Source organism: Mesorhizobium sp. M4B.F.Ca.ET.214.01.1.1, assembly GCF_004791545.1.
Taxonomy (GTDB): Bacteria; Pseudomonadota; Alphaproteobacteria; order Rhizobiales; family Rhizobiaceae; genus Mesorhizobium; species Mesorhizobium abyssinicae.
In genome coordinates this window covers 455919-471022 of record NZ_SRUX01000001.1, presented here as the reverse complement: position 1 = coordinate 471022, position 15104 = coordinate 455919, and the positions used below count along the sequence as shown (strand labels likewise).

General features: G+C 62.7%; 14 protein-coding genes. 10 read left to right on the top strand and 4 right to left on the bottom strand.

Annotated elements, in window-relative coordinates; genetic code table 11:
* Window positions 1–3: 3 nt before the first annotated feature.
* The 3 genes from EN857_RS02195 to EN857_RS02185 form a co-directional block, all read right to left on the bottom strand.
* On the bottom strand, window positions 4–420 hold the full coding sequence (locus EN857_RS02195) for a lasso peptide biosynthesis B2 protein (RefSeq protein WP_127391465.1): 417 nt from the start codon (window positions 418–420) through the stop codon (window positions 4–6).
* Window positions 404–703, bottom strand: a complete 300-nt coding sequence (locus tag EN857_RS02190; RefSeq protein WP_127311118.1) for a PqqD family protein — start codon at window positions 701–703, stop codon at window positions 404–406. Before EN857_RS02190 ends, EN857_RS02195 begins: the two co-directional genes overlap by 17 nt.
* Before the next feature lie 227 nt (window positions 704–930).
* A complete protein-coding gene (locus tag EN857_RS02185; protein WP_126056859.1) occupies window positions 931–1083 on the bottom strand; it encodes a lasso peptide in 153 nt (50 codons plus the stop codon).
* Between the two features lie 499 nt (window positions 1084–1582).
* On the opposite strand from EN857_RS02185, the gene EN857_RS02180 reads away from it, so the two are divergent.
* The 9 genes from EN857_RS02180 (at window position 1583) to EN857_RS02140 (ending at window position 12405) form a co-directional block, all read left to right on the top strand.
* On the top strand, window positions 1583–2731 hold the full coding sequence (locus tag EN857_RS02180) for a nucleotidyltransferase family protein (RefSeq protein ID WP_127391466.1): 1149 nt from the start codon (window positions 1583–1585) through the stop codon (window positions 2729–2731).
* A gap of 64 nt (window positions 2732–2795) precedes the next feature.
* Window positions 2796–3815 (top strand): glycosyltransferase family 2 protein, encoded by a 1020-nt coding sequence (locus tag EN857_RS02175; protein WP_127286259.1) that lies wholly within the window; start codon window positions 2796–2798, stop codon window positions 3813–3815.
* 126 nt (window positions 3816–3941) lie between these two features.
* Complete coding sequence (locus EN857_RS02170; RefSeq protein WP_135857910.1) at window positions 3942–4334, top strand: hypothetical protein; 393 nt, start codon at window positions 3942–3944, stop codon at window positions 4332–4334.
* A 186-nt stretch (window positions 4335–4520) separates the two neighbouring features.
* Window positions 4521–5354, top strand: coding sequence for a family 16 glycosylhydrolase (locus EN857_RS02165; RefSeq protein ID WP_245478379.1), 834 nt, complete (start codon window positions 4521–4523; stop codon window positions 5352–5354).
* A 157-nt stretch (window positions 5355–5511) separates the two neighbouring features.
* Window positions 5512–6843 carry a UDP-glucose/GDP-mannose dehydrogenase family protein gene (locus EN857_RS02160; RefSeq protein WP_127286256.1) on the top strand — a complete coding sequence of 444 codons (1332 nt, stop codon included), beginning with the start codon at window positions 5512–5514 and terminating at the stop codon, window positions 6841–6843.
* A gap of 32 nt (window positions 6844–6875) precedes the next feature.
* Window positions 6876–7955, top strand: a complete 1080-nt coding sequence (locus tag EN857_RS02155) for a glycosyltransferase (protein WP_127391467.1) — start codon at window positions 6876–6878, stop codon at window positions 7953–7955.
* Window positions 7956–8211: 256 nt separating this feature from the next.
* Window positions 8212–9465, top strand: coding sequence for a glycosyltransferase (locus EN857_RS02150; RefSeq protein WP_135857908.1), 1254 nt, complete (start codon window positions 8212–8214; stop codon window positions 9463–9465).
* Window positions 9466–9811: 346 nt separating this feature from the next.
* Window positions 9812–10945, top strand: coding sequence for a glycosyltransferase (locus tag EN857_RS02145; protein WP_245511256.1), 1134 nt, complete (start codon window positions 9812–9814; stop codon window positions 10943–10945).
* Window positions 10942–12405 (top strand): lipopolysaccharide biosynthesis protein, encoded by a 1464-nt coding sequence (locus EN857_RS02140; RefSeq protein ID WP_135857904.1) that lies wholly within the window; start codon window positions 10942–10944, stop codon window positions 12403–12405. Before EN857_RS02145 ends, EN857_RS02140 begins: the two co-directional genes overlap by 4 nt.
* Here EN857_RS02140 and EN857_RS02135 read toward each other — a convergent pair.
* Window positions 12301–13686 (bottom strand): polysaccharide pyruvyl transferase family protein, encoded by a 1386-nt coding sequence (locus EN857_RS02135; RefSeq protein WP_135857902.1) that lies wholly within the window; start codon window positions 13684–13686, stop codon window positions 12301–12303. The genes EN857_RS02140 and EN857_RS02135 overlap by 105 nt on opposite strands.
* Window positions 13687–13931: 245 nt before the next feature.
* Between EN857_RS02135 and EN857_RS02130 the strand changes: the two genes are divergently transcribed.
* Window positions 13932–15104: a glycosyltransferase gene (locus EN857_RS02130; protein ID WP_135857900.1), complete on the top strand. Its 1173-nt coding sequence runs from the start codon at window positions 13932–13934 to the stop codon at window positions 15102–15104.

The window sequence follows — 15104 nt, the reverse complement described above, 5'->3', positions numbered from 1 at the left end:
CGTCTACTGACCGTGGTCGACGAGATGGGCGAACCCGGCAAGCGAGCCGCCCAGCACGATGTGGTTGCCGCTCATCAGCCAGGCATGCGCTTTCAGCTCGGCGCCCGTGTTCTGCTCGATGCCGATGCGTATGTTCGAGGCCTTGCCCTTGCGGGCGAGAAGGTATTGGCCCGCCAGCGCCTGGGTGAGGCAGCTTGCGTGGGGGACAAGGCGAGCGGCCGCCGCGACACCCCAGGCGATGTGTCTCAGATCGGCGACGCTGGCCGCCTCGCGCGCGTCGAGCCGCGTCACCAGGCTCCGAACACGGTTGAAGGAAAACAGCGTCAGCCCCAGCCGCGCGGCGGCGACCACCAGCAGGCAGCGCGCCAGAAACAGCATCTGCGGGCCGCTCAGCGAGAGGAGCCTAGACAAGTTCCTCATGGTGCAGCCTCGCAAGCCCTGCCTCGGCCAGGCCTTTCAACAACCCGTCGACATCGGCCTTGCAGCGCTCCGGATCGACGTCGTAGCGCGTCTGCACCGCGGTGCGGATGTCGGCGATCGGCCGCGGTTCCTGGATCAGTTCCCAGATATAGGCGCCGACGCTGTTCAGGCTGTAGTAGATGTTGGATTTCAGGTTGAGCAACGCCAGTCCGCTGCCGAATTCGCAAGCCACCGCATCGCTGGTGGCGGTTACGCGGTCTTGATCCGCCGGATCCCAGGTCATCCTAAACCTCCCTACAAAACGCTACGCTTCGTCAGTTTCCGGGACAGGATCGATCGATCTCAGCCGATCCGTCCAGGAGAGGTCATGATCGAACAGAAGCCGAGGTCTCCTCCCGGTTCACCGGGACAGTTCTGGCTCCGGGCAGAAAGCCGGGGGATTGGATCCCCCGGCTCTCCGAGAAGATGTATTCGGAGCCCCAACTTCTTCGCCCCGGAACACAGTCAAGCTCAAGAGAACGTAAGCTGGTCGAAAGGCGTGTGCGCGGGGAATGCCGCGTCGAGCGCCGTCGTACCCGAGCCGCCTTGCGTGATCGTTTCGATCGAACCGTGAACCGTCAGGCTTGGCGTCTCGTACTCTTGCTTTTCAACATTCTGTTCCATTTTACTCTCCGATAGGACTGGAAACGGCCTGTCGAGTGCCGGCAGCACATTTCTATGCTGCAACGCAATAGCTGCATGGCACCCTAAATGAGTCAAGCCTGATTTACCAACCATTAATCAATTCTTGGTTGCGCTTGCCTTGGTTGGTGATCAAACCTTTTGCACGCGCCATCCTGGCCTTGCCTCATAACGGAATTTAACGACGCGTCCGTGACGCCTATTTAAGCATATGATTTAATTATGATAAATTTTTTGACTCACATGCCTGCATTGTAGGCATGTAGAATTTTGTGCGCGAGGTGCCGAACTCCTGTCGGTCCCGGACCCTGGGCCGGACCGTCAGCCGGGTCGCCGCCGTGCGATGGCGTGTAAACGCTACAGTTGCAGACGGCCGCCCCGCCGGAGGAAAAGCTGGACGGCGGCGATGATTTTAGCGATGCTTTCCTTCGCAGTTGCAATATGACGCGTCGGACGGATTTTTGCGAGGACCTTGTCGGGAATGGCCGTGCAGGAAAGTGCTTACCAAAGGCTGCGCGCCGCCGACTGCGCCGACGAGGTCGCCTATGTGCAGGCCTGCCTGAGGCTGTTCTTCTCGCCAGCCACGGACGCGGTGGCAGGCGGGGCGTCGGCGCCGTCCATCTCCATAGCCAGGGTTGCCGACATCGCCAGGCTGAACAAGGTCGCGATCTTCGTCCTCAAGGCCTTGTCCCGTGCGGGGGCCGGCGGGGGGTCGTCCGAACTGCTTGGCTGGCTCGACACCTACCGCCGCCGCACGGTCTCGATGAACTCGTCCGGCATCATGGATTCGCTGGCCATCCACCAGGTGCTGCGCGACCGGCAGATCGATTTCGTGTTCCTGAAGGGACCGTTCCAGCAGCAACTGCTCTATGGCGATCACTTCATGAAGCCGTCGGGCGATGTCGACATCCTCGTCTCGCAGGCGGGCTTCGCCAAGGCGCGCGAGGCGCTGCGCGCGATCGGCTACGAGGTCGCCGGCCAGTCGCGCTCGCTGTGGTGGCTGCGCTTTCTCGGCGAGCAGCACATGATCCGCGGCGGTGACGCTAAGGCGTCCACCGTCGACCTCCATTACCGGCTGCAGCAGCCCGGCTCGCCAAGCCCCCGCGACACCGATGGTTTCCTGCGGCGCAAGCGCGAGGTCGGGATCGCCGGCGGTCATGTGCCCTTCATCTCGGCTTCCGACACATTGCTGTTGTCCTGCATCAGCGTCGCCAAGGCGTTCTTCAACCGCGAACCCTGCGCCGGCTATGTCTGCGACGTCAGGGCGAGCGCCGGTCGCCTGAGCGAGGCCGAGCAGCGGGACGTGCTCGACTACGCAATCGAGCAGGGGCTGGCGGACACGCTGCTGCTTGGCCTTCGCGCCGCCGACGTGCTGCTTGGTGGAGCGGGCACGCTGCTGTCGGAGCGCGCCACGCGGATCTTGTCGCGCATCGACAATGCCGACCTGCTCCACATGGTGATCGCGCCCTGGCTGTCGTCGTTGCGCTGGCCGCAGCGCCGCACGGTGCTTTGGGAATTGTGCGGCCGCGCGCCGGTGCGCTATCTGGCCGAGGCCGGCTGGGCAGCCTCGGCCGATCTCAGCCGGCGCATTTTCGAACGGCCGGCAGTCGGCGAGGCGGGCAGCCGGTGACGAACGTCTTGGGCATCAAGGGGCAGCAAATTTGGAAGAACTCGTTCAATCGAGAGGTGAATTGATGTCCAGCACAATGTCCCGGGTTTGCGTGATCATCGCCGCCCGCAACGCCGCCCGGACCATCCCGGCCGCCATCGCTTCGGCGCTGCGCGAACCGGAGGTGGCCGAAGTCGTCGTCGTCGACGACGCGTCCACCGACGACACCGCCGAGGTCGCGCGCGCCGCCGATGACGGCAGCGACAGGCTCAAGGTCATGCGTCTCGACGTCAACCGTGGTCCGTCCTTTGCCCGCAACGCCGCGATTGCCGGCTCCAGCGCGCCGTTCATCAGCATTCTCGACGCCGACGATTTCTTCCTCGAGGGCCGCTTTCGCAGGCTGTTCGCCAGCGCCGACTGGGATTTCGCCGCCGACAACATCATGCTGATCAGGGACGATACGGCCACCGACGTCTCCAAGGTCGTCGCCCCGCCCTTTTCGGCCGATCCGGAGTTCCTCGACTTCGAGCGCTTCGTCGAAGGCAACATCTCCAGGCGCCGCGTGCAGCGCGGCGAACTTGGCTTCCTGAAGCCCGTCATCAGCCGGGCCTTCCTCGATCGCCACGGGCTGCGTTACGACGAGAAGCTGCGCCTCGGCGAGGACTATGAGCTCTATGCCCGGGCGGTCGCCTGCGGCGCGCGCTTCAAGGTCATCAGGTCCTGCGGCTACGGCGCCATCGTGCGCGCCGATTCGCTCAGCGGTCGCCACAAGACGCAGGATCTGAAGCGCCTGGCCGATGCGGACCTGGCGCTGCTTGCGATCGACAGCCTGCCGGAAACGTCCAAGGCGGCGCTGAGAAAGCACGAGCGTCACGTGCGCGACAAATACCGGCTGCGCAATTTCCTCGACGTGAAGGCCGAGCGCGGTCTGGCATCGGCCGCCGCCTACGCGCTGGCCAGCCAGTCGAACCTCTTGCCTATCGTCCTGGGCGTTGCCGCCGACAAGTTCGAGGCGCTGTTTCGCCAGACCGGCCTTGCCCCCAAGCGGCCGGTGCCGCCGATGCGCTTCCTCATGGCCGCCAACGCGCAAGCTGTTGAAAAGTAAGCCGGACCGCGGCGCCGCGGTGGGCCAAAACGCGAAAAAATCGCCATTGCCAAACTCCGAGGTTGCTTACTCGTCCTCGGAATGGCAGTGTATGTTGCGGTGCAGCAATTTTGGAAGGCCAACCGGATGGCTTCGATATTCGGCTTCAGATCCAGGGATCCGGCCCGGGACCGGCAGACCGATCTCCAGCGTTTCGATCGTCTGGCAAGGCTGCTCGATCAGATCGCCGGCGAGATCGAGGCGGAGAAGACCGGGCTTGAGAATCGCTACCGGACGAAGGCGACGAATGCCGCTTTCCTGGTCGAGGCGATGGAGAACGGTTCGGCGTCGACAGGCAAGTCGTCGGAAGTCAGCGTATTGACGAAGTCGATCCTGAATTGCGAGCGGCGCATTGCCGAGCTTGCCCGCCAGAACGGCGTGATGAAGGAACTGCGTCATTCGATCGACGCGATTGTCGACGAGAGTGCGCAAGGTCCCGATTCGCGGACCGGTTTCGTCAAGTCGGCAGGCGGACGCTGACGGCGCGAACACGGGTCCGCAGGCACAGGTTTGGTACGAAGCACAGTTAAGGAGTTCTAGGGGCGGAGGTTCAAGCGGCTCGCGCGGGCGGGCCATTTGGTGACTTTTGGGTTGGGGCGGACAGCACAAAGGTGAGTTGGTATGAACGCATATCCGAAGACTACCCCCATCGTCGCGGCCGATGCCATGCCGTCACAACGGCAAGCGGCCCTGCGGCGGTTCTGCTCGGCAGGCGCGCTTCTTCTGGCCGTTGCCGCAAGCCTGGTCGCAGCCCCGCATCCGTCGCATGCGCAGGACGTGCAGAGCGCGCCGTCATTCGTCGATGATTTCACCAGTTTCGATCATTCGCGCTGGTATGTTTCCGACGGCTGGTCGAACGGCCCCCACCAGAATTGCACCTGGTCGAAGAGCCTGGTCGAGCTTTCCGACGGCGTGCTGACGCTCGGTTTCGAGAAGCGCCAGGTGAAGGACCGCGAATTCGCCTGCGGCGAGGTCCAGACCAAGAAGCGCTACGGCTACGGCACGTACGAAGCGCGCATGAAAACCGACACCGGATCCGGCCTCAACGCCGCCTTCTTTTCCTACATCGGTCCCGCCGACAAGCAGCCCTGGGACGAGATCGACTTCGAGGTCCTGACCAAGGACACCTCGAAGGTCCAGGTCAACACCTATATTTCCGGCAAGCCGAAGAACGAGAAGCTCGCCGATGTCGAGGGTGGCACCGACAAGGGCTTCAACGACTACGGCTTTGTCTGGGAAAAGGAGCGCTTGCGCTTCTACGTCAACGGCAAGCTGGTCCAGGAAGTGACCAACCCCGCGGAATTGCCGACCCATTCGCAGAAGATATTCTTCAGCCTCTGGGGCAGCGAAAAGCTGACCAACTGGATGGGCCCCTTTTCGGACCCTGGCCGCAAGGTCACAATGCAGGTCGAGCGCGTCGCGTTCACGGCATTGGGCGAACCATGCCAGTTCAAGGAATCGCTGGCGTGCGGCATAAATAGCGGCGCCAACAGCAACTAGGGTTATCATCCGAACCCAAGGTCGACGCGGCAAAGCCAGGAACCGATTTTGCCGCGCAGGCCTTGGGTTCGCTCAAACAGGAACAGCCGTGGGGATCACGGCCAGGCAACATTGAACCGGCCGGACCGAAGACGGCCCTGAACAGGAACAAAACCGAATGAATTTGACCGTCTTTGGAATTGGCTATGTCGGCCTCGTGCAGGCCGCGGTGCTGGCGGAGGTCGGGCACCAGGTGGTATGCGTCGACATCGACGAGAAAAAGGTCGAGCGGCTCAACCAGGGCCTGATCCCGATCTTCGAGCCCGGGCTCGAAGCGCTCGTCAAGGAGAACCACGCGGCCGGCCGCATCCGCTTCACCACCGACGCTGTCGCCGCGGTCAAGCACGGCCAGATCCAGATGATCGCCGTGGGCACCCCGCCCGGCGAGGACGGTTCGGCCGATCTCAAATATGTGCTCGCCGTCGCCGAGGCCATCGGCCGCGAGATGGAGGCGCCCAAGATCGTCGTCGGCAAGTCGACGGTGCCGGTCGGCACCTGCGAGAAGATCAAGGCCCGGATCGCCGAAACGCTTAAGGCGAGAGGACGCGAGGATCTCGCTTTCGACGTCGCCTCCAATCCGGAATTCCTCAAGGAAGGCTCGGCCGTCGCCGACTGCATGAAGCCCGATCGCATCATCGTCGGCACGTCCAGCGAGGATACAGAGGCGGTGATGCGCGAACTCTATGCGCCGTTCAACCGCAACCACGAGAAGATGATCGTGATGGACGTGCGCAGCGCCGAGTTCACCAAATACGCCGCCAATTGCATGCTGGCGACCAAGATCAGCTTCATGAACGAGATGGCCAACCTGGCCGAGCAACTGGGCGCCGACATCGAGGAGGTGCGCAAAGGCATCGGCTCCGATCCGCGCATCGGCTACCACTTCATCTATCCCGGCCTCGGCTATGGCGGCTCGTGCTTTCCAAAGGACGTGCGCGCGCTGATCAAGACCGCCGAAGGCGTCAAGTTCGACGCCAAGCTGCTGCGCGCCGTCGAGGAACGCAACAACGAGCAGAAGTCGGTGCTGTTCGACAAGGTGCACCGCTATTTCAAGGGCAACCTCAAGGGCAAGACCTTCGCGCTCTGGGGCCTGGCCTTCAAGCCTAACACCGACGACATGCGCGAGGCGCCCGCGCGCACGCTGATGGAGGCGCTTTGGCAGGCCGGCGCCAACGTGCAGGCCTACGATCCCGAGGCAATGCAGGAATGCCAGGCCATCTACGGCCTGCGCGACGACCTTTTGCTGTGCGGCACCAAGGAAGCGGCGCTGCGCGGCGCCGACGCGCTGTTGATCTGCACCGAATGGAAGAGCTTCCGCGCGCCCTCTTTCGATGCGCTGAAGGATGCGCTGACCACGCCGGTGATCTTCGACGGCCGCAACCTCTACGATCCCAAGGTCATCGCCCGCTACGGCATCGAATATTTCAGCATCGGCAGGATGGCGGCGTGAGGGCAGGGCGGCACAACAAGGAGCCAGGGTCCATGAAAGTTCTGTTTGCAGGCGGCAACGGCTACACGCCACAATTCAGCGGCGGTGTTCAGTCGAGCACGCACCATCTGGTCGAGCAGCTGCGCGAAAACGGTCATGAGGCCTCGGTCCTGGCGGCGCTGTTCGGCGACGGCATGTTCGGCTTCAAGGCGCGCGCCAAGATGAAACTGCTCCGCCAGCGCGCCGTCATCGACACCTTTCCCGGTTACCCGGTGGTGCGGGCATGGTTCCCCTGGGAGGCGGCGGGCTTCGCGGTCGAAAGGTTGAAGCCCGATGTCGCGGTCGTCCAGTGCCACAAGTCGGTGCCGATCGGCAGGGAACTGCAGGCGCTGGGCGTGCCGCTGGTCGTCTATCTGAGGAATGTCGAATTCCATGAACTGGCTGGCGACCTGCGCGAACTGCGCTCGGCGCTCTACATCGCCAATTCGGAGTTCACCGCCCGCACCTACAAGGAAAAATTCGGCATCGATTCGACGGTGATTCCGCCCACCATCAATCCCGGAACTTACAGCACGCCGACGACCCGCGAGTTCGTGACGATGATCAACCCCTACAACGAAAAGGGATTCGAACTGGCAGTCCGCATTGCCGGCGAATGCCCTGAAATTCCGTTCCTGTTCGTCGAGAGCTGGATGCTTGACGACGACCACCGGGCTGAGATCGAAAGAACCATTGCTCCGCTGGGCAACGCCACCCTGGAAAGCCGCACCAGCGATATGAAGACGGTCTACGGCCGCACGAAGATTCTGCTTGCGCCCAGCAAATGGGAAGAGGCCTGGGGCAGGGTAGCATCCGAGGCCCATTGCAGCGGCATCCCTGTCGTCGGGTCCCGGCGCGGCGGGCTGCCGGAAGCGATCGGCGCCGGCGGCGTCGTGCTCGACTACGACGCTCCGCTCGCCGACTGGGTTGCGACGATCAGGCGATTGTGGAACGACAAGGCCGAGTACGACCGGCTTTCAGCAGCGGCGCTGTTGTTTTCAGAACGGCCGCAGATGAATCCGGACAAACAGTTCGCGACATTCCTGAATGTCCTCGACAATGCCAGGCGAAGCGGGCTGGAGCGTGCCGCCTGAAGCCCGTCCTGGGGGCGGCATGCACTAGCCGGATCCGCGTTCGCCGATAGGCCTCGATAGCGCCGCCGGCGCGGGCTGCTGCGCAAGGCCTCATGCCCCTGTACCAGGGATCGCCGGGCTGTCTCGTTCGTGATGTTGCAGTGCAATATTCTTGTGGCATTGCAGCAATCAACGTGTATTCTGACCGTCTACATTAGGGCTTGTGCGACGCGGACCGCTTGGGGGTCTGGCCAGGTCCCAACCTTGCAGGCGGGCGATGCGCGTGGGCTTTGTCGTGGGCGAATTCCCACTCCTCTCGGAAACATTCGTTGCGGACCAGATGGCTGGGCTGCTGGCGCGGGGCTTCGAGGTCGAGGTCGTGTGCGACAGGACGAAAGGCGACGACCGAATTGACCGGCAAAGCGAGCCGATGGCGACGCTGCTGGCCAGAACCCGGCATTGGTGGAGATGGGCCGCTGGAATCCGCGAATTCGTACGGCGGCTGCCGCCGGGCCTGCGATACAAGGCTTCGACCGCTCTTGATATGGTTTTTGCGCGCCGCCTGAACCGCTGTGACGTGATTGTCGCTCACTTCGGACAGAACGGCGAGAGAGCAGCTGCGCTGAAGAAATGGAAGTTCCTCAAACCGCCGGTCATAACCATCTTTCACGGCGCGGATGTCGCCATCCCGTCGCGGCAGGCAGGGCTTGCAACGCAATATGCTGGGCTCATCAAGCATGGGACCTTGAACCTGACGGTCAACGATTTCTTCCGCGGGCTTCTTCTCGAAGCCGGCATGTCCCCGGCGAGCACTACGGTCCACCACATGGGAATCGATGCCCGCGAGATCAGCTACCGCTGGGAATCGTGGGAGGGCACCCAGCTGATCGTGACAACGGTTTGCCGGCTGGTGGAGAAGAAGGGCGTCGAGTTCGCCTTGCGTGCCTTGGCCGCACTCGCGGCCTCCCATCCGCAGATAGACTGGCGCTACGACATTATCGGGGACGGTCCACTGCGGATGGATTTGGAGAGGCTGGCCGCGGAGCTGGGCTTGACGGGACGTGTAACATTCCTTGGCAGTCTTCCCCACATGGAGGTGAAACGACGGCTTCGCGCGGCGCATCTCTTTTTGCTGCCGAGTATCACCGCCAGCAACGGAGACATGGAAGGCATCCCGGTCGCGCTTATGGAAGCCATGGCCGCCGGGCTGATTGCGGTCAGCACAGTTCACTCGGGGATCCCCGAACTCATCCAGGACCTGAAGACAGGATTTCTCGCACCCGAGCGGGATGTTTCGACGCTTGCCGGCAAACTTGCCTGGGTCGCCGAACACCCGAAGGAATGCGAGGCTGTCGCACTTGCCGCTCGTCGCAAGGTCGAGGAAGAGTTCAACGCAGATGCGCTGAACGAACGTTTTGCGCAGATCGTTACCCACTTGGCCGCGCTAGGGTCAGCAAATGAATCCACCAAGCATATCAGCTTTGCCAAGGTCCTTACGGGCAGCCTGCCGGCTGACACTGCGCCCCAGTGATTGATTCAACGGCGGCGTGAAATTGCGGGAAATGTTGCTACGCTGCAGCAAAAATGTTGCAGTGCAGCAAGACCTGTACTAACGTCCCCCGCGGGTGGGCCTAACAGCGGTCGAGTTTCATGCTGCATGTCTTGTGCCTCGGGCACGACGTTTCCGGCCCGGCTGTCATTGAGAGCACACCGGCTCCCGGCGCGGTCGAAGATGATGTCCTACAGCCATCCCGCAAGGTTTGCGCACGTCCTGTCCGGCCGATTGCGTGGTCGTGCGGAACGGGGCGCCTGGTCGATATCCGCGCGAGCGCATCCTGCCGATGAAGATTTGCTTCGTGGTGGACAAGTTTCCTTCATTGTCCGAGACTTTCGTCCTCGACCAGATAGCCGGATGCCTTGAACACGGCATGGAAGTCGGCGTCGTCTGCAACGAGACGACCTTCGGCAAGGAACACAATATCGACGATCGGCGCTGGCAGGCGCTGCCCGGCAAGGTCGTGTGCTGGTGGGGTAGCCTCGGCCGCTATCGACCGCTCCTCAGGAAATGGTCAGGCAGGCTGTGGGACAAGCTCTCGACCGCCCTCGATCTCGTCAACGCGCACAAATTGCGGAAGGCCGACGTCATCGTTGCGCATTTCGGCACCAACGGCCTGCGCGTCGCCCGCGTCATCAAGCGGGGCAGGATTTCCGCACCGTTGGTGACGATATTCCATGGCAATGATGTCGGCGGGCCGATGCATGACAATACGCTTGCACGCTACAAGACCGTCTTCGAAGAAGGCGTTCTCCAACTGCCGGTGAATGCCTTTTTCAGCAACGCCCTGATCGATGTCGGGGCACCGCCAGCGAAGGTCGTGGTGCACCATATGGGCGTGCGGCCTGGCGAGATAGAGTACCGGTGGCGGTCCTGGGAGCGGGACACGCTGTCATTCATCTCTGTTTGCCGTCTGACCGAGAAGAAGGGCATCGAGTATGCGCTTCGTGCGCTTGCCGCCCTGCCGCGCCGCGACTGGATCTATTCGGTGATCGGCGGCGGCGAACTGCTGGAAGAGCTGAAGCGGCTTGCCGCCGATCTCGGCATCGCCGACAGGGTGACTTTCCTCGGGCCACGCCCGCATGCCGAGGTCAAGCAGCGCCTGCGCGATGCCCATGTGTTTGTTCTGCCAAGCGTCGGCGCGCGCGATGGCGATCTCGAGGGCATACCGGTTGCCCTCATGGAGGCCATGGCCGCCGGCTTGACCGTGGTCAGCACTTATCATTCGGGCATTCCCGAGCTGATCGAGGACCAGAAGACAGGTTTTCTCGCGCCCGAGCGGGACGTCGCGGCGCTGACCGGCAAACTCTCCTGGATCGCCGAGAACCCAAAGCTGTGTGAGCCTATCGCGCTCGCTGCGCGAAAGAAGATCGAGGCGGATTTCAATGCGGACATGCTCAACGAGCGGTTCGCCCAGATGGCAACGCAGCTTTGTAAGATGAGATCGCCCGTATGAATGCCAACCCGCCTCCTCAGTTCGGCCGCGTCGCCCTGCGAGGCGGGCTGGTCACGGCCGGCTCGCAAGGCTTCAAGATGGTGATCCAGTTCATCTCGGTCATCATCCTGGCCCGACTTCTTGTGCCCGAGGATTTCGGCCTGGTGGCGTCCGTCGGACCGATCGTCGCCTTCGTCGGATTGCTGCAAAACCTTGGCCTGCAGCAGGCGCTGGTCCAGCGCAAGGACATCAGCGACCGACAGCTCAATCAGGTTTTCTGGGTCAGCGCGCTTGTCGGATTGGGCAGCTCCGTGGTGGTTGCAGCCCTCGCGCCGGCCATTGCCGCCTTCTACGGCGATCAGCGCATGCTCGGCATCACACTTGCATCTGCTCTGCCGCTGCTGCTTGGCAGTATTGCCGCGGTGCCGCTGGCGCTGATGAACCGCCACCTGCAATTCGGCCAGCTGGCGCTCAACGATGTCGTAACCGCCGCTGCCGGACTTCTCGCCGCCGCGATCGCGGCCTGGGCGGGAATGGGCTACTGGTCGCTGGTGTTGGGGCCGGCTGTCGCGGCAGTCGTTGCGCTGGCGGCAGCATGGCTGGTGGTCCGTTGGACGCCGTCGCGGCCTGACCTGAAAGTCGACGGCGACATATTGTCGTTCGGCGCCAATCTGACCGGCTTCAACCTCGTCAACTTTTTCTCGCGCAATCTCGACAACATCCTCATCGGAAAATATTCCGGTGCAATCGAGCTCGGCTATTACGACCGCGCTTACAAGCTGCTGTTGTTCCCATTGCAGAACATCACCCAGCCGCTGACGCGCGTGATGGTGCCTCTGCTCAGCCGAATTCACGAGGACAAGGCGCGGTTTCGCGACCTTTACGTGCGAACCAACTGGATGCTGGCGGCCGTAACCATGCCTGGTATCGCGGCGCTGACGCTGACCTCGGATCAGGTGGTCGCGCTCCTTTTCGGGCCGCGCTGGACCGCCGTGGCGCCTATTTTTGCCTGGCTCGGCATCGCCAGCCTGACGCAGTCCGTCTCAAGCACCACGGGGTGGATATTCATCTGCCAGGGCAAGACCAAGACCATGTTTCAGTGGGGCATCTACTCGTCGCTGACGACGGTCGCCGCCTTCATCGTCGGCCTGCATTGGGGCGCTGTCGGCGTCGCGGCCGCCTACGCGATCAGCGGCTACGTGCTGCGCGTTCCGGTGCTTGCCGTGCTGGTCCACCGCGTCGGCCCGGTGACTGCCGGCGATTTCCTGATCATGCAGGGGCTCTTCATCGTCTCGTCCCTGCTCGCCTGGCTGGCCTATCTGGGGCTGCCGGCGTCGCTCACGGGCCAATCAGACCTTCTCGCCGTGGCCCTGGCGCTATGCCTCAACTACGGGCTTGCCCTCGTCCTGATGCTGATCCTTCCCCAATCGCGCAGGATGCTTTCCGCCACCCTTCCCAACATCGCGCGCAACATCCGCTGAAGCACCTGGAACAAGTGGCTTCAGCAGGCCTGTGGCCGACATTGCCGAAGCATGCTCTTCAAGCACGGCCTGCAGGCTGGTACGGCGATACTGGTCGAGGTTGGCGGCAAACCTGCCGAGCTTTTCGGCCGCCTCCTGCGGCGTCACCGTGTCGATGTCGAGCAACAGGTCTGCGACACCGATGCGCTTGGCGACTTCCTTGGTCTTGAATTCATAGGCGATCGGCAGCACCGGTGTGCCGACGCAAAGCGACATGATCATCATGTGCATACGCGTCGCGACGACGAAGTCGAAGCCTTTCACCAGCGCCATCAGCTGGTCCGGGGTGTGGAACGAAGCGTCCACGCTGACATGCTTGGCGATCTCCGGATCAAGCTCGGCTACGATTGCGCGCGCCGTCTTGGAATCGTCATGCGCGTATTCCGGCACGCCCTGGCAGGTGGAGACGAAGGTCACTTCCTTGGCGTGATCCCTGACGAGGATAGTTGCGATTTCGCGCACCGAATCGAGATAGCGGCGCATGCCGCCTTCACCGTCATTGACATAGTTCCAGTGGCGGACGGAGATGGCGACGCGGCCCGTTTCCACCGGCGGTTGGGCGGAAGCCAGCCGTTTCCCGATCCTGTCCGTGTCGGCGAGCGCAAAGACGGCATCGGCCACGACGTGGCACTTACCGGGCTCCTTCACCATGTCCAGTATGTGGTTTCTGGAGCGCTCGTCGCGAAGCAGGATGAGCGGGCTCCGGTCGAAGATCGGGCCCAGTTCCTGTCGATTGTAACTTTTGTTGAACGGACCGAGGGATTGCGTGAAGAAAACCGGATCCTTACCGAGGATCGCATCGACACGGAATTGGTTCAGGCGCCTTTCGAGATTGTAATTCTCGACCAGATAGGTGCCGCCTGTCGTGACCACGAGATCGGCGTTCCGATAGATCTCGAGGCTGCGGCGGGCGCTTTCGCCGAACAAGATGCGGCTAATGAAGCTTTCGGTGCCGAAACGCTGCAAAACCCGAAGAACGAGCCGGTTATAATGCGGCTTTAGCCGGTGTTTCAGCCCGCTGCCGTAGCTGTAACGGAACATGGTTTCCGACAGCAGCTTGTGAAATTCCAAGTCCGGGTAGTCCTTCTTGGGGTAGAGTTTTGCGGCGACTTCAGGCTGGCTGTCGAAGACGAAGAACCGCGGTTCGTCGCCGACAACTGCCTTGAGGATATGGCGGATCGCCAGCAGAATTGCTGCATCCCCGGTGTTCAGGCAGACTGTGTTTTCAACGACGATGTTCATCGTATCACCCCATTCGTGAGTTGGTTCTACGGTCAGGCAGCTGGATCTGGTCGGCATCCGTGTAGCCGTCCAAGCGCGGCATAGGGCCAACGGTTGGCTGGCGCTCGAGCACAGCCAAGATTAACGGATGTTTTTTGCAGCGCAACAAAAATGCTCGCTTTCTTGCTACACTGCACCAAAAATGTTGCGATGCAGCAAGAGCTGTACTAACTTCGCCGTGGGTGGGCCAACAGCGGTCGAGTTTCATGCTGCATGTCTTGTACCTTGTGCATGACGTATCCGACCCGGCGGTTCGCCGGCGGATCACAATGCTCAGGGCAGGCGGGGCCAAGGTGACGCTGGCGGGTTTCCGCCGCACCACCAGCCCGGTTGCCGACATCGAAGGATTGCGCCCGATTGATCTCGGCGCGACGCGCGACGGCCGATTCGGCCAGCGTCTGGCGGCGGTCGCCAGGGCGGCGTTCGGGATCGGCGCGAAGCTGGCGGCGATGCCGAGGCCCGACCTCATCATTGCGCGCAACCTCGAAATGCTGGCGCTTGCCCGCCGCGCCAAGGCCGCGCTCGGCGCCAGGGTTCCGCTCGTCTACGAATGCCTCGACATCCATCGCCTGGTGCTGCGCGACGATCTGGTCGGCAAGGCGTTGCGCGGCGCGGAACGTTATCTCGCCCGCGACGTTAAGCTCCTCGTGACCTCGTCTCCGGCCTTCATCGCCAACTATTTCAAGCCGTTCGGTCAGGTCGCCGCGCCCGTCGAACTGGTCGAGAACAAATATTTCGACACCGCGGCCGTGGCCGTTGATGAACGATTGAAGGCGCAGAGTCCCGCCGCACCCCCTTGGCGCATCGGCTGGTTCGGCGCCCTGCGCTGCCGCCGCTCGCTGGAGCTACTGGCTGAGTTCACCCGCCGTCGCGAAGGACGTTTCGAGGTCGTCCTGCGCGGCCGTCCGGCGCTCTCCGAATTTCCCGATTTCCACGCTTTCGTCGAGGCCGAGCCCTGGCTCTCCTTTCGCGGACCCTACCGCAACCCGGAGGACATGGCGGCGATCTATGGCGACGTGCATTTTTCCTGGGCCATCGACTTCTTCGAAGCCGGGCAGAACTCCGAATGGCTGCTGCCCAACCGCCTTTACGAGGGCTGCCGCTTCGGCGCCGTGCCGATCTCGATGGGCCACACCGAAACCGGCCGTTTCCTCAACCAGCAGGACATCGGCGTCCTCTTGTCCGAGGCCACGCCCGAAGGGCTCGAAACGGCGCTCGGACGGATGGAGCAGGAACGCTTCGGCAAGCTCAAGACCCGCGTGCTGGCCCGCAATCCGAGGACCTGGAGCTACGACCGCAGCGACTGCCGCGCCTTCGTCGACAAGCTGCGCGGCCTTGTGGCGGCGCCCGGGCCCTTCGCGGCCGAAGCGCTGGCATAG